This window comes from Paraburkholderia nemoris, from assembly GCF_905221015.1.
GTDB lineage: Bacteria > Pseudomonadota > Gammaproteobacteria > Burkholderiales > Burkholderiaceae > Paraburkholderia > Paraburkholderia nemoris.
This window is the reverse complement of record NZ_CAJNBO010000010.1, coordinates 72452-90608: the sequence shown is the minus strand read 5'-3', so window position 1 is coordinate 90608 and position 18157 is coordinate 72452. Positions and strand designations below refer to the sequence as shown.

The window sequence follows — 18157 nt, the reverse complement described above, 5'->3', positions numbered from 1 at the left end:
GTGGCAGTGCCAGCTATCTGGTCTGTCCAACGGCGATTTTTCGCAAAGGGTTTAATTCGGCAAAGGTTTGCGGAAGAATTAATTTCTCCATTGAATTAATGACTTGGGAATCAGCCGGATTTCTATTTCAATAAGTAATCGGCAAAAAAAAGGCCGACACATTGTGTCGGCCGGAAAGACTCTGGCGTCCGAGGATTGCATGCCAGAACCTGAGAGACGTTAATCAGTCAATTTTACGGATTACAGTACTGGTTGCGCGCATTATTGCCACATACCAGGATTTAACAATTGGGCAGCGTGTTTTCTCAGAACAGGGTTATTTTTAGAGCGCCAACTTCACTGCGGAGTGATCATAAACGAAAAGCTTTGGCCAAGCATAAGGACATCAAAAAAATTTGTCGATCGGCGGTCACCGAATTCGGCATCGGGCAACCCTGATGTTCGAGTAGGGATTTCCTTAATTGAATTTATTCCGTACTAATGTGGTGTCTGATCGCATAGCGAATCAATTCTGAATTATTAGTGATCCCCAGTTTTTGCATGAGGCGCATTTTATGTGTGCTGATAGTCTTCGCGCTGAGCGCGAACGCTTCAGCGATATCGTTGATGCTCTTTCCAGCGGCTAAAGCTTGCAATACCTGGAATTCGCGATCGGACAGCATGTCGTGCGGTGGCGTGTCGCCGGAGTGAGTGCCGAAGATCATCGAGTCCACCAGCTTCGGATCGATGAATCTCCCGCCTTCGGCCAGCTTGCGAATTGCGGCAAGCAGGATCTCCGGATCGCTGTCTTTGGTGAGGTAGCCGGTTGCGCCGGCGCGCAGCGCGCGCGAGACGACCTGGGCCTCGTTGTGAATGCTCAGCACGAGCACGGGCAGGGCGGTGTACTCGGCCCTGATGCGCCGGATCAGGTCGATGCCGCTGATGCCGGGCATGGTCATGTCGAGCAGCAACAGGTCGGGACAGCGGGCGCGTAGTTTCTCGAGTACTTCGGCGCCTTCGGCCGCCTCGTCGGCGACGATCATATCGGTGGTGGTCGCGATGATCTGCTTCAGCCCACCTCGCACGATCGCATGGTCGTCTGCAATGAGGATCTTTATCATGTGCTTTTCTCAGTCCTGAGCGGGATGTGAATAGAGACGGTTGTGCCCGCGCCGGGCGTGCTTTCGATCTGCAACGTGCCGCCAATCAGGCGCGCGCGTTCGCTCATGCCGAGTAATCCGTAGGAATAGCGCCGGCGCGCCGCGGGCAGATCGAAGCCGCATCCGTTGTCGCTGATATGGAGTGTCAACGCGCCGTTGCTTGTGCTCAGTGTGACGTCGACACGCGAAGCGTCGGCGTGGCGTGCAACATTGGTCAACGAGGCCTGCGCGATGCGGAACACGGCCGTTGCATGCGCATCCGGCAGAACCGGTTCGCTGCCATGAATCGACAACTGGCATGGCATGCGATTACGTCGAACGAAGTCGTCCACGAGCCACTCGAGCGCCGACAGGATGCCAAAGTTTAGCGCAGCCGGTCTGAGGTGGCTGGCCACATTGCGCACCATCCAGATGGTCTTCTCGACCAGTTCACGCATGTCCTCGGTTTTTCTGGCTGCTTCCGAATCGCTACCGAGCCGCATCCGCAATAACGACACGTCCATTTTCAGCGCGGTCAGCAATTGCCCGAGTTCGTCGTGAATTTCCATGGCGATCCACTTTCGTTCTTCTTCGCGAACCGCCTCCATGTAGGCGGACAACTCGCGCAGGCGCTCGCGCGACTCGAGCAGTTCCTGTTCGACCCGCTTGCGTTCCGTCATGTCCTGAATCGTACCGACCAGCTTGAGCGGATGGCCGGGCCCCTCGTGCGCCGCTTCAGCGTGAAGCTGTACGATGCGTGGCTCGCCGTCCGAACCGGTCAGGCGGCAATCGAGAAAATGCGGCTGCCGGTCGGCGATCACCGCGCGCACGGCCCGTCGCACAGCGGCCCGGTCCTCAGGATGAATCGCCGCGCGCAGTGTTCGATAGCTGGGCCGCACGCCGTTCGGCTCCAAACCGAGGATCCGGTACATCTCATACGACCAGTGCGTCACGCCGGCGGCCGCAGTCCATTCCCAGTCGCCAAGTTTGGCCAGCCGCTGGGCGTTCGCCAGACTGGCTTCGCTGGCGCGCAATTTCTCTTCTGCCTGTTTGCGCGCGGTGACGTCGTTGAGACCGACATAGATTGCCGGGGCGTCGGCGAACGTCGCTATGCGAGCGGTTGCTACCGCCCAGAAGAGCTCGCCTTCCGAATTCTTGAACTGGATTTCGTTGTTGGTGAACCCGCCTTCGTGGCGCAGAAGTTCGATCGCTTTGTCGCGCTCCGTCGGGTCGACATAGAAGTCGCTCATGTAGGTGGTGGTGCAATCGTCCACGCCGAAACCGAACAGCCAGCGAAATGGCCCGTTCATGTAGAGGACCTGTCCATCGTCCATGGACGTAATGCACAACGGCACCGGGCTCGTCTCGACGATCGTGCGAAAGCGCGCTTCGCTCGACACGAGTTTCGTTTCGGTCCGTATGCGTTCGTCGATTTCGACCAGCAGGCTTGCATTGGCGCGCGCGAGCTGTCCGGTCCGTTCGGCGACGCGATCTTCGAGTTCGTCGCGCACGCGAGAAAGGGCTTCTTGCGCCTGCTGGCGAACCGCCACCTCGCTCGAGAGACTTTCGTTCTGCGACCGAAGTGCCTTGTGCATGGCGCGCAGCGCAAGGTGGGTGCGAATGCGCGCCAACATTTCGGCGATCTGGAACGGCTTGGTGACGTAGTCGATGCCACCCGCCGAGAACCCTTCGACGAGGTCGTCGGGATCGGCGAGCGACGTCATGAAAATCACCGGAATTTCGCGGGTCAGCTCATTGCGCTTGAGCCGGCGACAGGTTTCGAAGCCGTCTATGCCCGGCATTTTCACGTCGAGGAGGATCAGGTCAGGCTGCGAAAATTGCGCCCGTTCGAGCGCCTCCTCGCCGTCGAGCGCAACGAACACGCGAAAGCCCTTATCCTCGAGACTTTCGGCCACGACACCGATGTTAATCGGTGCGTCATCCACAACCAGAATGGTGGCCGGCTCTGCCGCGCTCGTTGTGTCATTCATGGCTGGCCTTCCTCTCGAGATATTCCTCCGCGAGCAGCAGGATGGCCTTTGACTGATAGCCTTTCACGAGCGCACGCAACTCTGTTGTGAATACCAGATTGCGCGCGTCGAGGGCCGCCATCCTGTCGGTCCATTCGGCGATGGCACGCATGTCGCCCAGGCGGGCGAGGCGGTGCAGGTTGTCGAGTTCGTCATCGGGCAACACGGGGGCGTGCGTGTGCGATGCGTCAGCTTGCTGCGAGCGGGGCGCTGGCGAGTCGGTCCACTTCAGCGCCAGCAAATCCGCCAGATGGGCCTGCAGCCGTTCGAAGTCGACCGGCTTGGGCAGGAAGGCATTCGCGCCTGCGTCGGTGCTTCGTTTCGCATCGCTCCAGGAAGGATTCGCCGACACGGCGATGATCGGAATATCACCGTGTCCCGGCAACCGGCGCAATCTGCGCGTTGTTTCGAGCCCGTCCATTTCCGGCATCAGAATGTCGGTCATGATGAGCGACGGCGCCTCGCTGCGCGCCTTCGCGAGTCCCTCATGGCCGCTCGCGGCCTCGATGGTGTCGAAGCCCAGTTGATCCAGAAGCTCGACCAGGACCGCCCGATTGACGGGCTCGTCGTCGATCACCAGCACTTTGCGGCGCGGACCGGTGTAGCCCGTCACGCGCGGCGCGGCCGGCGTCGCCGGATCGGTGCGCGCTAAGGGCGCATCGGCGACGGCCGGCGCGAGATCGAACCAGAAGACGCTCCCATGCGCGAGCGTGCTTTCCGCGTGGATTTCGCTACCCATTGCGCGCACGAATTGCTGGCTGATCGCAAGACCGAGTCCGGCGCCACCGGCGCGTCGTTCGGGGCCGCCGGCCTGCTCGAAAGGCTCGAAAATCGCGTCGAGCTTGTCGGCCGCGATGCCGATTCCCGAGTCACGCACGCAGAAGCGCACGGCGCCCGAGGGCGCACGGCTGACTTGCAGGCTGACACAGCCTGTGTCCGTGAATCTGACCGCATTCGCCAGCAGATTGAGCAGCACCTGGCGTAGGCGGCGCTCGTCTGCCCGCACGGCGCAGCCCAGGTCGGGGGCCAGCTCGCATAGGAACCGCAGGCGTTTTTGCTCAGCCTTCACATTGATGATGTCGCGGATCGTATCGAGGACGCCCGGCAGCGATACGTCGGCCATTTCGATGCGCATTTTGCCGGCTTCGATGCGCGCGAAATCGAGCGTGTCGTCGATCAGCGTCAGCAGATGTTCGCCGCTACGGTGGATCACTTCGACCGCGTTGCGTTGGCGCTCGCTCTGGCTGCCGTCGCGCAGCAAAATCTGCGTATAGCCGAGAATGCCGTTCAGCGGCGTGCGCAGTTCGTGGCTCATGTTCGCGAGGAATTCGCTCTTGGCCCGGTTGGCGGCTTCGGCAAGGTGCCGCGCTTCGCGCTGCGCAGTGGCGTCGCGCTCGGCGAGATAGGCGTCATGCAGCCGCGCGCCCATGCTGTTGAACGCGGCGACCACGCGATCGAGCTCGTCTGGCCAGCGCGGCTGGCGGCGCGGCAGGACGAACGGCTTCGGCGCCGCACGGAAGTCGTATTCGCCGACCAGCCGCGCAATCGTGGCGAGATGCCGCGTCACGAGGCGCGAGAAGATGTAGATGGTGAACAGCGCAACGATGAACGTATAGGTAGCCTGACTGATCAGAATCACCAGCGCGGTTTGCGCTAACGCCTGATAGAGATTGGCAAGCGTCGCTTGCACATAGAGGGTGCCGATCTTCTGCGGGGCGCCGTGGATGCGATAAAAGATGGGAAATTCGCGGGATATCACGGCCCCTGTCCTGCGTTCGCCAGCCGTCACCACCAGTGGCGTCGCGCTCGCGCCGGTCTCGCGCACCTCGGCGGCGCACATGTCGGCGAGCCGCAAGATGCCGTTCAGTTGAAGCTGAAGTTCAGTGCGGTTGAGCTGCCAAAGACCTTCGCCGAGGCTGTCGCGATTGCTTCGGTCAATGTCTGATAAACGTGTTTCGATCAGTTCGACGCCGCGGCTATAGTCGCGATAAAGCTGTAGTGCGGTGAGCAATAACGTGACCGCGCAACTGAATAGCAGCACGGTGGCCAGCAGCCGGAAAACCACGCTGTGCCTGAATCGGCCGGGCGAGACAAGGAGTGAACCAACGCTATTCGCCAGCATATTTCCCCGCGAGTGCTGTGATTCTTGTTTGTGTATTCTGCACTCGTCGCCGAATTGCGGTCTATAAGGGGCCGTCGAGGAAGTCCGCTGCGGCGAACGCCGGCACTTGACCCGCTGCCTTTGCGAGCCGCACTCGCTCCCACATAACGCCCGCGCCGTTCGCGGCAGTGGCGCCACGCGGCAATGGCTCGCCAATGATTTCGCGGGCGTTGCCGATGATTTCGCGCACCAGGGTCGACTCACGAGCACTGAGTTTCGCTGCCTGGAACTGGCACAGATCCGACATGGCATCAGCCAGACGCTTGACCACAACCGTATCGTGACCGGTCAACGGCCAGCAGTGCAAAAGATAGGCGAGCGGCACCAGTTTTCTTTCTTCACACCAAAGCTCGAATAGACGTACGCACAGCTCGTCGATGCGTTCGACTGTTTTCTCGCGCGGCAAAAAGTAGTCGTTCATAACGGGGATCCGGCGATGGTATGTAAAGAACCACTTTAAACTCACCGCTTGAGTGTTGCCGTCAGGTAGTCCGGACTATGGGCTGGTGGTTTCCTGATTTTTGGGTCAGGAAATCCTTAACGCCTATCGTCCCGCGCATCAATTCCGTTTCTTGCCGTCGAACGGGTCGAGCCAGAGTTCTTTGCGATCCAGAGGCACCCATGACGGGAGCAAGGGATTCTTCAAATCGATCAGCACGCGGCGCTCGAGGTGCAGATCGGCGATGCCTTGCGCGAAGTGTTCGCGGAATAACGCCTCGAAACTCCCATCCTTCAGCATGGCTTCGAGGCCGTCGCGAATCCGCTTCGCCAGCAACGGCTCGCTTTGGCTGACATAGAAGAACTGCGCGTACGGGTAGCGGATCAGCAGGTGGGAGTCGATCCTCATATTGGGGTAGCTCGGCTGAAAGGCCTTGATTTCACGTGTGATCTCGACTACTCCGCGCGGGAACATATCGAAGCGATGGTCAGCCAGCATCGGGAAAAGCAGATCGTAACGGCTGGCGGTGACGAGTGGAACGCCGGCGGCGCGGTAGATGGGGACGTCGCCCCAACCCTGGCCCTGGCCAATGCTGAGTGTGCGAAGACCCTGAAGGTCGTGGACGCTGTCGAGCTTCGCCTGCTCGCCCTGATTGATCAGCGCCACGCGATAGCCGAGCAGGCCCCGGTCGATGGGGATCGGCACCGGAATCGCCGCGGCGTCGAGTTCCGCGTGTCCGGGCTCGCTCGCCATGACGTTGATCAGGCGGCCCGATATCACCTCGTCGATCTCGCGCTGGGCCGACATCGGTGAAAAATAGGCGTCGATGACGTACGGGCCGTAGGCCGCTACGGTGTGGTTCAGCGCGGAGATAAGAAAGGCCCAGCGGCCCTCTCGCACCACATCCCCGGATAGGCGAAGAATGCGCACATGGGTGATGGGGACGGTCGACGGGCCGGGCGCGCCGGTGCTGCCAAAGGCCGGGCTCAATAGGGCACAGGCGATGAGGGAGAGCACCGCTGATGGTTTGAAGCGTCCGCGGAATCTGAACCGGCGGATTCCATCAAGGTGATCGAGGACGAACATGAGTAGCCTGAACCGGAAACGACGCGTAAGCCGCAGTATGGGTTCGAGGGGCCGCTTTGGCCAAATTCAATAAGGAACTGAACCATGCATCGCAATGATGTGACGAAGAGGCTCATCGCCGCAAAGTCGGGACGCGCAGGTCGTATTGACAGGCTTGCCGGGGGCCCCGCAGAACCTGCCACTCTGGCGCTATGCTACCGGCTTCGGCTACTTCGAGGAGCAACTGATGCAACGGACTGCAGGATCGATGATCACGTTTAACCGCCCTGACGGCAAAGACGTTCAGGGTTATCTGGCCAAGCCGCAGAAACTGGAGGGCGCGCCTGCCATCGTCGTGATTCAGGAATGGTGGGGCTTGAACGACCAGATTCGCGGCGTGGCGGACCGGCTCGCGCAGGCCGGCTATCTGGCGCTGGTGCCCGACCTCTTCCGCGGCAAGTCGACGGTTGAGGAGGCGGAGGCGAACCATTTGCTGAGCGCGCTCGACTTCGGCGATGCCGCGACGCAGGACGTGCGGGGCGCCGTCCAGTATCTGAAGCAGCACTCGGCGAATGTCGGCGTGACCGGCTATTGCATGGGCGGCGCGCTGACTTTGCTCGCGCTATGCAATATTCCTGAAGTGTCGGCCGGGGTGGTGTGGTACGGCTTCCCTCCGCTCGAGTACATCGACGCATCGAAAATCAAGGTTCCGGTTCTCGGTCACTGGGCGACGCAAGACGAATTCTTCCCGGCTGAAACGGTCGATGCACTGGAGTCCAAGCTCAGCGCGGCCAATGTCGACGTCGAGTTCCATCGCTATCTTGCGTACCACGCGTTCGCGAACGAAACGGCAGTCGGGCCGGGCCGCATCTCCAGGACCCAGTTCGATCCGGTCTGGGCTCAGCAGGCCTGGGACCGCACACTGACCTTCTTCGGCCGCACGCTCTGGAAGTAAGCGGCAAGCGCGGATCCACATTGAAAGGTGGACGCAAGCCGCGATCTGATCCCGCCAGCCAGCCAGCAGCGAGTCGGGTCGGCGTTCTTTATGCCGACCGGCTCTCGCGCCCGGACACCTCATGAAGCATTCGATTGCAAAATTCGTGAAGGATGAGGCTGGCGGCGCGCCAATCTGTTTACCTATACTCCCCTCAGTCTGTATGTAAGGCAGCCCAATCGCCGCAATACCAACAAGCGCCAACAAGAGCCAACAAGAGCCAACAAGACGGAGCCTCACATGCCTGTAGCAATGCGGAACGCGGCCCTTGTGCTGCTGACATGTTTCACGTTGGGCGGCAGTGCTTATGTGCAAGCCGGCTCCGGGTGCGATGAGGGATGCAAGGCCCGCGGCCAGCTACTCGAACAGCGCGTCACGCTACGGCTCAGCGCCACGGCGTTTGCGAAACTGCTTGCATCGAACGCATCCGGTCAGCAACTTGAGCAGATCGCCGGCGCGCCCGCTTGCGGGGTGGAGATCGTGACCTTCCGCTACCGCACCATCGGCGGCGCGGGCGAGCCCACTACTGCCAGTGGCGCAGTGATGATTCCGGGTGGACGGTCGGCGGCATGTAGCGGGCCGCGTCCGCTCATGCTCTACGCGCACGGCACGACCGCGTACCGCAACTACAACATCGCCGATATCACCCAAACCGATCCGGGCAACGGCGACGGCGCCGGAGAAGGCATCAGCGTGGCTGCCATGTATGCGGCCCAGGGCTATATCGTGGTGGCGACTAACTACGCGGGCTATGCCGGCTCCGACCTCACGTACCATCCCTACCTGAACGCCGACCAGCAATCCGCCGATGTGATCGATTCGTTGCGGGCGGCGCGGGCTGCACTGAGTGCAGCGAAGCCGGAGAGAAAGACGCGCGAGAACGGCAAGCTCTTCGTCACCGGCTATTCGCAAGGCGGCTTTGTGGCGTTGGCGACGCATCGTGCGTTGCAGGCGTCCGGCGTCAAGGTCACGGCATCCGCGCCGGGATCGGGTCCGTATGCGCTTGCCGCCACTGCGGACGCGCTCATCGAAGGCGAGGTGAACCTGGGGTCGACACTGTTCACGACTTTGGTCGTGACGGGCTACCAGCATGCCTACGAGAACATCTACCGCAAGCCCGGCGACTTCTATGAAGCGGCCTATGCCCCGGGCATCGAGAATCTCCTGCCGAGCCTGCAGCCGCTCGATACGCTATTTTCGAAAGGGAAACTGCCCTCGACGCAACTCTTCAGCAGCGTTCCACCCGCGCCGCAATATGCTTCGATGACGCCGCCGACTTCGCCACCCCTCACTCCGCCCTCATTGACGCCGGTGTTTGCTGCTGGATTCGGCAACGCCAATCTCGTGCGCAACGCCTATCGTCTGAGTCTTCTGGAAGATGCTTCCGCCAATCCCGATGGCGCGTTTCCCAACAGCACGGTGGCCTTGACGCCGGCGGCGAATCCGATGCATCCGCTGCGCCAGGCGTTCAAGCGCAATGACTTGCGCAACTGGCTGCCGCGCGCGCCGGTTCTGCTGTGCGGCGGCGGCTCGGATCCCACTGTGTTTTTCTTCAACGCACGCATCGAGCAGGCCTACTGGCAGAACGCCAAAGTGCCGGCAGGGCTCACGTCCGTGCTGGACGTGGACTCTCCGATCTCCGGGCCCAACGATCCGTACGCGCCCATCAAGCAGGGTTTCGCAAGTGCGAAGGCGACACTCGCGAATCAGGCCGTAGCGGGCGGTGCAACCGACGGTGGCGCCTCGGCTGTGCTTCAGGCCTATCACGGTGAACTGGTCGCGTCGTTCTGTATGGTCGCCGCCCGGGCCTTCTTCACGAACTTTTGAGCGCTGCCGTCTGCGGCTATCATGCGCAGAGAACAGGACTGCGCAGGGGAAAGCTTTGACGACCGATTCCGTGGCCGGGGACGCTGCGCCCTCGGCGTGCATTCACAGCCACTTTGATACGCACCGCGAAGCGCCACGCGAGCAACTGCCCGCGTGGCGGGACCGGCTCGGCCACTTTCTCGACGTGCCGATCTCGCGCTGGCAACGGGCCGACGGCTTTAGCGGCACGATCGACAGCTACAAGGCCGGCGATCTGACGTTCATGGATTGCCGCACGGACCCGGTTTCGCAGGCGCGATCCGTCGCGCGCATTTCCACCGATTCGGTCCGCCAGTTTGTGTTTCACGTGGCCGTGGAGGGCAGCATCGAGACCGGAACGGGCCTGTATCCGAAGCGCAAAGCGCTGCAAACGAGGCCGGGCATTCTCGCGCTGGATATGAATCAGCCGATGCAGATGGTGCGTAGTGCGTGCCGTGTGCAGGCTTTTTTCCTGCCGCGTGCGCTGGTGGAATCCGTCTTGCCGGAAGCGGAGTCGATTCATGGCAGCGCGATCGAATACGACTCGCCGCTCGCGCGCATGATTCCGGGCCATCTCGCAGATCTTAGCCAGAACCTGCACAAGATGAATGGGCAGGAAGCGTATCGCGCGATGCGCACCTGTGCGTTGTTGATTGCGGCGGCCTTCGGCAAGGAGGCGCGTCTGACCGGCAACGCACGTGCGGCCGCTCGCACCGCCATGTTCGCGACGGCGCGCCGCTATATCGAAGCCAATCTGGGGCAGGCGGATCTCACGCCGGAGAGCGTGCTCGCCGCGTCGCAACTTTCGCGGCCCACGTTGTATCGTCTCTTCGAACCCGAAGGCGGATTGGCCGCCTATATTCGCAACCGGCGGCTGCGCGAGGCGGCCGATGAACTGCATCGTTATCCGGGGAAAGCGATCATCGAGATCGCTTATGGCGTAGGTTTTAATAGCGCGTCGGATTTTAATCGCGCGTTTCGTCGTGCGTACGAGATGTCGCCGAGTGATTTTCGGGCAATGACGCGGTAGAGGCAAAATGCGCGCACGGCGACTTCACGCCGACGCGCATTGCCGAAGAGCCTTATCGCGATCAGCGATAGCGGCATGAGATCAATGACGTCAGGCGCAGTGGGGGAGGTGATCGTGATGAACCCGGACGAGCACCGTGACTTTATCGTGCGCACCATGTCGGCCGACGACGTGGCGCTGGCGGTCGAATGGGCCGCGGCGGAAGGATGGAACCCCGGCCTGCACGATGCCGAATGCTTTCGCGCCGGGGACCCTAACGGGTTTTTTATCGGAGAGTGGCGCGGCGAACCGGTTGCCTGCATTTCCGCGATCGCGTACGGCGAGCACTTCGGCTTTATCGGCCTGTATATCGTGAAGCCGGCGTTTCGCGGCAAAGGCTTCGGCATGCGCGTCTGGCAGCATGGCATGGACTATCTGGGTAAGCGCAATGTCGGATTGGACGGCGTCGTCGCTCAACAGGCGAATTACAGAAAGTCTGGCTTTCGGCTTGCGTATCGCAACATTCGCTTTCAGGGTGTCGTTCAGGCATCGGCCCAAAACGCGACGGGTTCGAACGTCCGTTCGAACATTTTGAATGCGTCGGCGCTCCCGTTCGAACGACTGCTTGACTACGATCACCAGTGCTTTCCCGCCGTGCGTGAGCATTTTCTCGCGACATGGCTCGGCCAGCGTGACGCCACGGCTCTAGTCGCAGTTCGTGACGGTCAGATTGCAGGCTACGGCGTAGTGCGTCGTTGCAGAACGGGGTGCAAGATCGGTCCGCTCTTCGCCGATAGCGACGAGATCGCGAGCGATCTGTTCGATGCGTTGGTGGCGCGCATGCCGGGCGAGGTCATCGTCCTCGATGTGCCGGAGACTAATGCCGCTGCCATCGCGCTGACGGAACGGCATGGCATGACAAGCGTCTTTGAAACCGCGCGGATGTATACGCAGGACCCGCCTGCTATTCAAATCGAACGCGTATTTGGCGTGACGTCATTCGAACTCGGGTGAGCGGAACACACATCTGCGCCTTTGCGTGCGCTGCCGTCTGGGGTGCGTCTTATGAACCGCAGACGGCAAGTCCATCGTTTGATACGAACGTATGCGCTACTTCCATTTTGAGCCGAGATTCTCCAGTCCGGCTTTCATGAGGTCCTGCGGCAACATGACGACGCGAAACTCGCAGTCGGCGTTGAGCTTCAGAAAAAATGGTTCTGCGAGTGCGGGAATTCCCGATGGTTCATCGAGGTTCACGATGAGTACCGCGCCACGTGTTCCGTTCTGCTCGGTGAAGTAGGCAGCTTCTGGTTTGATGTCTTCAAGTATTCGCCCTATCACTTCGCCGACAGTGCCATCGCGCACTAGCGTGTTAAACGGTTCGTGCGGAATACGTACGTTGAGTAGCATGCGCATGTCATCCTCCTGGTTGGTGCCCAAAGGGCATCTTAAGGATAGGAGCTTTATGCGCTGTGAGCGCCAGGGTTAGCACTGCCGAGTACCGCCGTCGTTATTCTGTTTCGCTGTCGTCGCTGTTTGCATTGGCGTTCGCTACTTCATGAACCATTGCGTTGGCCGCCAACGCGCTCGCCAGTTCCGGATGCGCCTCCTTGCGTTCGCTGTAGCGATCGGTCAGGTAATCCGAACGGTCGCGCACCAGCAACGTGAACTTGTACAACTCCTCCATCACGTCAACAACGCGATCGTAGTAGGCGGAGGGTTTCATCCTGCCGTCGGCGTCGAATTCCTGATACGCCTGCGGCACCGACGACTGATTGGGGATCGTCAGCATCCGCATCCACCGGCCCAACACGCGCAACGCGTTGACGGCGTTGAACGATTGTGAACCGCCGCATATCTGCATCACCGCGAGCGTGCGTCCTTGCGTGGGGCGCACGCCCCCGCTTTCGAGCGGCAGCCAGTCGATCTGATTCTTGAACACCGCAGTGAGCGTACCGTGACGCTCCGGACTGCACCACACTTGTCCCTCCGACCATTCCGACAGTTTGCGTAGTTCGACGACCTTCGGATGGTCGGTCGCTACGCTGTCCGTGATCGGCAAGCCGTGCGGATCGAAGACCCGTGTTTCAGCGCCGAATTGGCGCAGGATGCGTTCGGCTTCGAGAGTGAGCAGTTTGCTGAACGAAGTGGGACGCAACGACCCGTAGAGCAGCAAAATTCGCGGGGCATGCTGCGAAATCGCGTGCGGTTCGAGTTTTTGCAGATCCGGCGCGTGGAAATGTGGGGCGCTGATGTTAGGCAGATTCCCGGACATCAACGAACCCTCCGCCCCGCGCTGTCAATCACAGGCTCGCCGTCCTCTTTGATAAACGCCCCCTGTTGCGCTGCGGGCAGGATATCGAGAACAAGCTCGGACGGTCTGCATAAACGCACGCCGAGCGGGGTGACCACAATGGGGCGATTGATGAGAATCGGATGCGCCAGCATCGCATCGAGCAATTGCTCATCGCTCAAGGACACCTCCGCGAGACCGAGTTCGGCATATGGCGTGCCTTTCTCGCGCAGTGTGGCGCGCACGGTGAGCCCGGCGCGTTCGATCAGGTCCTTCAGTGTGGCCCGATCAGGTGGGTTCTTCAGATACTCGATGACCTCCGGCTCGATGCCGGCATTGCGAATCATTGCAAGCGTATTGCGCGAGGTGCCGCAATCGGGGTTGTGATAGATCGTAACGCTCATACACCTTGTCCTTTAACGCTGTGTTTTTGCCTCGTACCAGTGCTGCGAACGATTGACGACGCCGACCACTAACAGCATCACCGGCACTTCGATCAGCACACCGACCACCGTGGCAAGCGCCGCGCCCGAATGAAATCCAAACAGGCTGATCGCCGTGGCCACCGCAAGCTCGAAGAAATTGCTTGCACCGATCAGACTGGACGGACCTGCAACACGATGCGCGACGCCAAGCCGGCGATTGAGCAAATAGGCGAGGCCGGAATTGAAGAACACCTGAATCAGAATCGGCACCGCGAGCATCGCGATGACTAGGGGTTCCTTGACTATTGCCTGCCCCTGGAAGGCGAACAGCAAGACGAGGGTTGCCAGCAACGCGCTGATCGAATAGGGCGCGAGATGCGCGACCGCCTGCTGGAAATACGCATCGCCCTTGGTGAGCAGATGGCGGCGTAGAAACTGGGCGAGGATGACGGGGATGATGATGTACAAGCCGACTGAAACGATCAGCGTGTCCCATGGCACCGTAATCGCCGACAACCCCAGCAGGAGGGCGACGAGCGGCGCGAATGCCACGATCATGATGGCGTCGTTGAGCGCCACTTGCGACAGCGTGAAATACGGGTCACCCTTGCAGAGTTGCGACCAGACGAACACCATCGCCGTGCAGGGGGCGGCGGCCAGCAGAATGAGACCGGCGATATAACTGTCGAGTTGATTCGCAGGAAGCCATGGCGCGAACACGTGCCGAATGAAAATCCAGCCGAGCAATGCCATCGAAAACGGTTTGACGAACCAGTTCACAAACAAGGTCACGCCGATACCGCGCCACTGACTTTTCACCTGCGTCATCGCGGCAAAATCGATCTTGACCAGCATCGGAATGATCATCGTCCAGATCAGCACGCCAACTGGAAGATTGACCTGCGCAACTTCCATGCGGCCGATCGCCTGGAAGAGTTGCGGAAGCAGTTGCCCGACCAGGATGCCGCCTGCGATGCACAGCGCTACCCAGACAGTCAGGTAGCGCTCGAAGAATCCAATCGCCGGCCGTGCGCCGCGCGCCACTGTGTTGGCGGTGCTCATTTTTTGCGGCAGCCGGGGAGCTCGCTCGCGGCGCATGGTGCGCCGGCGCAGCAGTTTTCGGTCAGGAAGGCGATCAGGCCCGTCATCGCGTCGAAATTCGCCGAATAGATGATGAAGCGCCCGTCTTGCCGGGGTGTCACCAACTCGGCATGTGACAGGTCTTTGAGGTGGAAGGAGAGGCTTGATGGGGAAAGTCCGAGCTGCTGCGCAATTTCACCCGCGGCCATGCCATCAGGGCCAGCGACGACCAGCAAACGGAAGATCGCCAACCGCGATTCATGAGCGAGCGCGCCAAGGGCGCGTACAACGAGGTTCGAGTCCATGGTCGAACGATACCCTGGTCGTTTTCATATTTCAAGAATTATTGAAATGACGTAGCCGATGAGCGCATATTTGAGCGAGGCCTGGTTGCATTGGTGATGTGGTGCTTCAGGCGGCGGTGAACGCCACCGCCTGAGGCCACGGCTGTGGCCTCGAACGGGCTCAGTTGCCGAACAACGAGTGCTGGGTCCCACGGCTTGGCGCCGGGCGTGCCGGTTTCACAGACGTTTCCCGGACGACCGTTCCCGGAGTCGCGCCTGAAGCCGCAGCCGCAGCCGCTCAGACAGCCTCAGCGCCATTCGAATCCGCAGCTGCTTCCAGCGAAGTCTGCCCGGCTTCCAGCGATAGAAGAAACATCTTGTTCGCCAGTCCGCCGGCAAAGCCGGTCAGATCGCCGGACGCGCCGATCACGCGATGACACGGCGCCACGATCGAGATCGGATTTCTGCCGTTCGCTGCGCCCACGGCGCGCACCGCGTTGATGTTTCCGATTTGCGTAGCGATGTCCGAGTAGCTGCGCGTTTCGCCGAACGGAATCGTCAGGAGCGCCGCCCAAACTTTCTTCTGAAAGTCCGTCCCCTGAAAATCGAGTTCGAGGTCGAACCGGTCTCTCGCCCCAGCGAAATATTCGTTCAATTGCCGCTCGGTTTCGATCAGGATCGGGCGTTCATCCGCCTCGACCATTTCCGGCAGGCGCACCCGGTTCGGCTTGTCGTTCTCCCACAAAATAGCGGCGAGCCGGTTGCCGTTTGCCACGAGCTTCAGTTCGCCCACGGGCGAATTCATTAACTTGTATGCGTATGTCACTTTGCTGGGTTCCTGACTGGCTGGAGACTGAAATGGCTTCATGCGAAGCTGCGAACTCGCTCTGCCATGGCTCCGATACCTGACAGCTTAACCCTCGTCCTCGCCGAGGTCACGCCGGATCTTGCTATCCAATTCCGCGCGCGGCCCGCGACTCAGTAGAATTGATACCCTCGGCACATCGCCCACCGGCAACCGGAACTCTTCTCTACGACTGTGACAACCACCCTCGAACAACTGCGGGCCGGACACCTGGCGGGTACTCGCCGACTCAAACTGGCGTGCGGGTTGAGCGAATTTCCACGCGAGATTTTCGATCTGGCGGACACGCTGGAAATTCTCGACCTATCGGGCAATGCACTCTCGAAGCTGCCCGACGATTTGCCACGGTTGAGCAAGCTGCGCATCATTTTTGCGTCTGACAACCCCTTCACCGAATTGCCGGAAGTCCTCGGGCAGTGTTCGCAGCTGAGCATGGTCGGCTTCAAGGCGAACCGCATTCGCACGGTGTCGGGTCAATCGCTGCCGCCGCTGCTGCGCTGGCTGATCCTCACGGACAACGAGATCGACACACTGCCTGCGGAGATCGGCGCGTGCACGCAACTTCAGAAGTTGATGCTGGCCGGCAACCGGTTGCGCACACTGCCCGAAGAATTGGCCGCCTGCTCGCGGCTCGAACTGCTGCGTCTCGCGGCGAATCAACTCAGCGGACTGCCTGCATGGTTGTTACGCTTGCCACGGCTTTCCTGGCTGGCTTTCGCCGGCAATCCGTTTAGCGAAGCGCTGGAGACGGCGGCACTCACCGATACGCCGAGTGCCGATATTCGATGGGATGAGTTGAAACTCGAACAGCAGTTAGGCGAGGGCGCCTCGGGTGTCATTTATCGCGCGGCGCTTCTTGCTCGTCATGAACATGCGAGCAGGCCTGTGGCCGTCAAGTTGTTCAAGGGCGCGGTGACGAGCGATGGATTGCCGGACTGCGAGATGGCAGCCTGCATTCGCGCCGGCGATCATCCGAATCTGATTCCGGTGGTGGGCAAGGTGAAGGACCATCCGGCGGGCACGCATGGCCTGGTGATGGAACTGATCGACTCGCAATTCACAAACCTTGCCGGACCGCCGAGCCTCGAGTCATGCACGCGTGACATCTACGATGCCGACACGCGCTTCGAGTTGGCTTCGGTGTTACGCCTTGCATACGGCATGGCGTCGGCAGCATGTCATCTGCATCGGCAAGGTGTGATGCATGGCGATCTGTACGCGCACAATATTCTGCACGGTGGGCAGGGCCGCGCGCTGCTGGGCGATTTTGGCGCGGCGTCTTTCTATGCGACTGATGATCGAGACTTCCGCTCCGCGCTGCAGCGCCTGGAAGTCAGGGCGTATGGTTGTCTGCTCGAGGAGTTGATCGACCGATGCGACTGGCCGGCTGAGGAAGCGGATATTGTGGCGAAGCTGGTGGCGTTGAAAGAGAATTGCCTGAGCGAGGATATCGGCAGCCGGCCGTTGTTCGACGAAATCGCTGCCGTTTTGCGGCAGCTAACGGGCGCCGGCGATCGGGACACGGCAGCGTTCGCGGTGGTTTGAGCCGTCGTCTGTGTGAATGCACAAGGAGAGAAAATCGATGACGCAGAGAATGCGCCGCCGCGTGCTGGTTGCCGGCACGCTCGCTGCGGCAGGCCTGACAGGTACGGCTCGTGTCGATGCCATGCAGGGCGGCAAGCTGAAGATCGCCCTCGTGTTGAAGTCGATGACTGATCCGTTCACGGTAGCAATGGCGAACGCTGCGCAGAACTATCAGAAGCACTTCGCGTCGCAGTTCGCGTTGACCGTTCGCGGCACGGCAACGGAGCACGACACTGCCGCGCAGATCCGGATGGTGGATGAATTGATCAAAGCGAGAATGAACGCGATCGTCATCGCGCCGACTGACTCGAAGGCGCTGACAGCGGTCGTGGCGCGGGGGATCAAGGCCGGCATCATCACGATCACTATAGATAACCCGCTCGACGACGCGTCGCAGGATGCCGCCCATATCTCCGTGCCCTTCGTCGGTCCGAATAATCGCAACGGCGCGAAGCAGGTGGGCGATTATCTTGGCGGGCGGCTCAAGGCGGGGGATCAGGTCGGAATCATCGAAGGCATTTCCGCCGACCGCAATGCGCAGCAACGCACGGCCGGCAGCAAGGAGGCAATGAACGCGGCCGGCATGAAGATCGTCGCTATCCAGGCAGGCGACTGGGACTATGGGAAAGGGCGGGACGTTGCGTCGAAGATGTTGGGAGACTATCCGCAGATCCGAGCGTTGATTTGCGGCAACGACAACATGGCGATGGGGGCCGTTGATGCCGTTCGCGATGCGGGGAGAACCGGCGGCGTCTACGTCACCGGGTACAACGGAAGCGACGCGATCAAACCGCTGCTCCTCGACGGCCGCGTGCTCGCGACGATGAACCAGTTTGCCGATCGGCAAGCTGTGTTCGGCGTCGACGTGGCATTGAAGGCGGTCAGTGAGCATAGAAAGCAGAGCGAATTGTCGCGGACCATTGAAACGCCGCTGCAACTGGTGACGAGCGCAAATCACTGAGGAA

The 18157-nt window shown here is 60.7% G+C and carries 17 protein-coding genes; 6 read left to right on the top strand and 11 right to left on the bottom strand.

The genetic code is table 11. From position 1 onward, the window contains the following. Positions 1-467: 467 nt before the first annotated feature. The 5 genes from KHO33_RS17160 to KHO33_RS17140 form a co-directional block, all read right to left on the bottom strand. The gene (locus KHO33_RS17160) at positions 468-1100 is read right to left on the bottom strand and encodes a response regulator (RefSeq protein WP_054040705.1); all 633 of its coding nucleotides are present in this window, start codon (positions 1098-1100) and stop codon (positions 468-470) included. Beyond that, positions 1097-3109: a hybrid sensor histidine kinase/response regulator gene (locus tag KHO33_RS17155; RefSeq protein WP_200565319.1), complete on the bottom strand. Its 2013-nt coding sequence runs from the start codon at positions 3107-3109 to the stop codon at positions 1097-1099. The genes KHO33_RS17160 and KHO33_RS17155 overlap by 4 nt, the downstream gene beginning before the upstream one ends. Then, positions 3102-5213: a response regulator gene (locus KHO33_RS17150; protein WP_321207614.1), complete on the bottom strand. Its 2112-nt coding sequence runs from the start codon at positions 5211-5213 to the stop codon at positions 3102-3104. The genes KHO33_RS17155 and KHO33_RS17150 overlap by 8 nt, the downstream gene beginning before the upstream one ends. Before the next feature lie 118 nt (positions 5214-5331). After that, on the bottom strand, positions 5332-5730 hold the full coding sequence (locus tag KHO33_RS17145; protein ID WP_054040699.1) for a hypothetical protein: 399 nt from the start codon (positions 5728-5730) through the stop codon (positions 5332-5334). 138 nt (positions 5731-5868) lie between these two features. Further along, a complete protein-coding gene (locus KHO33_RS17140; protein WP_128576696.1) occupies positions 5869-6834 on the bottom strand; it encodes an amino acid ABC transporter substrate-binding protein in 966 nt (321 codons plus the stop codon). Between the two features lie 226 nt (positions 6835-7060). On the opposite strand from KHO33_RS17140, the gene KHO33_RS17135 reads away from it, so the two are divergent. From KHO33_RS17135 to KHO33_RS17120, 4 genes are all read left to right on the top strand, one after another. Then, positions 7061-7768, top strand: a complete 708-nt coding sequence (locus tag KHO33_RS17135) for a dienelactone hydrolase family protein (protein WP_200565317.1) — start codon at positions 7061-7063, stop codon at positions 7766-7768. Between the two features lie 279 nt (positions 7769-8047). Further along, the gene (locus KHO33_RS17130; protein WP_200565316.1) at positions 8048-9634 is read left to right on the top strand and encodes an alpha/beta hydrolase family protein; all 1587 of its coding nucleotides are present in this window, start codon (positions 8048-8050) and stop codon (positions 9632-9634) included. Between the two features lie 55 nt (positions 9635-9689). Next, positions 9690-10682 carry a helix-turn-helix domain-containing protein gene (locus KHO33_RS17125; RefSeq protein WP_200565315.1) on the top strand — a complete coding sequence of 331 codons (993 nt, stop codon included), beginning with the start codon at positions 9690-9692 and terminating at the stop codon, positions 10680-10682. A gap of 84 nt (positions 10683-10766) precedes the next feature. Continuing rightward, positions 10767-11675, top strand: coding sequence for a GNAT family N-acetyltransferase (locus tag KHO33_RS17120; protein WP_234480594.1), 909 nt, complete (start codon positions 10767-10769; stop codon positions 11673-11675). A 96-nt stretch (positions 11676-11771) separates the two neighbouring features. Here the strand turns inward: KHO33_RS17120 and KHO33_RS17115 are convergent, their stop codons facing one another. From KHO33_RS17115 to KHO33_RS17090, 6 genes are all read right to left on the bottom strand, one after another. Beyond that, positions 11772-12077, bottom strand: coding sequence for a hypothetical protein (locus KHO33_RS17115; protein WP_054040692.1), 306 nt, complete (start codon positions 12075-12077; stop codon positions 11772-11774). A 94-nt stretch (positions 12078-12171) separates the two neighbouring features. Continuing rightward, a complete protein-coding gene (gene arsH / locus KHO33_RS17110) occupies positions 12172-12936 on the bottom strand; it encodes an arsenical resistance protein ArsH (protein ID WP_200565314.1) in 765 nt (254 codons plus the stop codon). Beyond that, positions 12936-13358, bottom strand: a complete 423-nt coding sequence (gene arsC / locus KHO33_RS17105; RefSeq protein ID WP_054040690.1) for an arsenate reductase (glutaredoxin) — start codon at positions 13356-13358, stop codon at positions 12936-12938. The genes arsH and arsC overlap by 1 nt, the downstream gene beginning before the upstream one ends. Positions 13359-13370: 12 nt before the next feature. Next, positions 13371-14441, bottom strand: a complete 1071-nt coding sequence (gene arsB / locus KHO33_RS17100) for an ACR3 family arsenite efflux transporter (protein ID WP_200565313.1) — start codon at positions 14439-14441, stop codon at positions 13371-13373. Continuing rightward, entirely contained in the window at positions 14438-14764 is a 327-nt protein-coding gene (locus tag KHO33_RS17095) for an ArsR/SmtB family transcription factor (protein ID WP_054040687.1), read from the bottom strand. Before KHO33_RS17095 ends, arsB begins: the two co-directional genes overlap by 4 nt. A gap of 277 nt (positions 14765-15041) precedes the next feature. Continuing rightward, a complete protein-coding gene (locus tag KHO33_RS17090; RefSeq protein ID WP_234480580.1) occupies positions 15042-15548 on the bottom strand; it encodes a methylated-DNA--[protein]-cysteine S-methyltransferase in 507 nt (168 codons plus the stop codon). Between the two features lie 234 nt (positions 15549-15782). Here KHO33_RS17090 and KHO33_RS17085 point away from each other — a divergent pair, with 234 nt between their 5' ends. Further along, positions 15783-17153 carry a leucine-rich repeat-containing protein kinase family protein gene (locus tag KHO33_RS17085; RefSeq protein WP_200565311.1) on the top strand — a complete coding sequence of 457 codons (1371 nt, stop codon included), beginning with the start codon at positions 15783-15785 and terminating at the stop codon, positions 17151-17153. Positions 17154-17190: 37 nt separating this feature from the next. Continuing rightward, positions 17191-18153: a substrate-binding domain-containing protein gene (locus KHO33_RS17080; RefSeq protein WP_200565310.1), complete on the top strand. Its 963-nt coding sequence runs from the start codon at positions 17191-17193 to the stop codon at positions 18151-18153. The last annotated feature ends 4 nt before the right edge of the window (positions 18154-18157 follow it).

Excerpts from the sequence above, each read along its gene's own strand:
- KHO33_RS17160 (WP_054040705.1), bottom strand. The coding sequence starts at position 1,100 with ATGATAAAGATCCTCATTGCAGACGACCATGCGATCGTGCGAGGTGGG.
- KHO33_RS17155 (WP_200565319.1), bottom strand. The coding sequence starts at position 3,109 with ATGAATGACACAACGAGCGCGGCAGAGCCGGCCACCATTCTGGTTGTG.
- KHO33_RS17145 (WP_054040699.1), bottom strand. The coding sequence starts at position 5,730 with ATGAACGACTACTTTTTGCCGCGCGAGAAAACAGTCGAACGCATCGAC.
- KHO33_RS17140 (WP_128576696.1), bottom strand. The coding sequence starts at position 6,834 with ATGTTCGTCCTCGATCACCTTGATGGAATCCGCCGGTTCAGATTCCGC.
- KHO33_RS17135 (WP_200565317.1), top strand. The coding sequence starts at position 7,061 with ATGCAACGGACTGCAGGATCGATGATCACGTTTAACCGCCCTGACGGC.
- KHO33_RS17130 (WP_200565316.1), top strand. The coding sequence starts at position 8,048 with ATGCCTGTAGCAATGCGGAACGCGGCCCTTGTGCTGCTGACATGTTTC.
- KHO33_RS17120 (WP_234480594.1), top strand. The coding sequence starts at position 10,767 with ATGACGTCAGGCGCAGTGGGGGAGGTGATCGTGATGAACCCGGACGAG.
- KHO33_RS17115 (WP_054040692.1), bottom strand. The coding sequence starts at position 12,077 with ATGCGCATGCTACTCAACGTACGTATTCCGCACGAACCGTTTAACACG.
- arsH (WP_200565314.1), bottom strand. The coding sequence starts at position 12,936 with ATGTCCGGGAATCTGCCTAACATCAGCGCCCCACATTTCCACGCGCCG.
- arsC (WP_054040690.1), bottom strand. The coding sequence starts at position 13,358 with ATGAGCGTTACGATCTATCACAACCCCGATTGCGGCACCTCGCGCAAT.
- arsB (WP_200565313.1), bottom strand. The coding sequence starts at position 14,441 with ATGAGCACCGCCAACACAGTGGCGCGCGGCGCACGGCCGGCGATTGGA.
- KHO33_RS17095 (WP_054040687.1), bottom strand. The coding sequence starts at position 14,764 with ATGGACTCGAACCTCGTTGTACGCGCCCTTGGCGCGCTCGCTCATGAA.
- KHO33_RS17090 (WP_234480580.1), bottom strand. The coding sequence starts at position 15,548 with ATGAATTCGCCCGTGGGCGAACTGAAGCTCGTGGCAAACGGCAACCGG.
- KHO33_RS17080 (WP_200565310.1), top strand. The coding sequence starts at position 17,191 with ATGACGCAGAGAATGCGCCGCCGCGTGCTGGTTGCCGGCACGCTCGCT.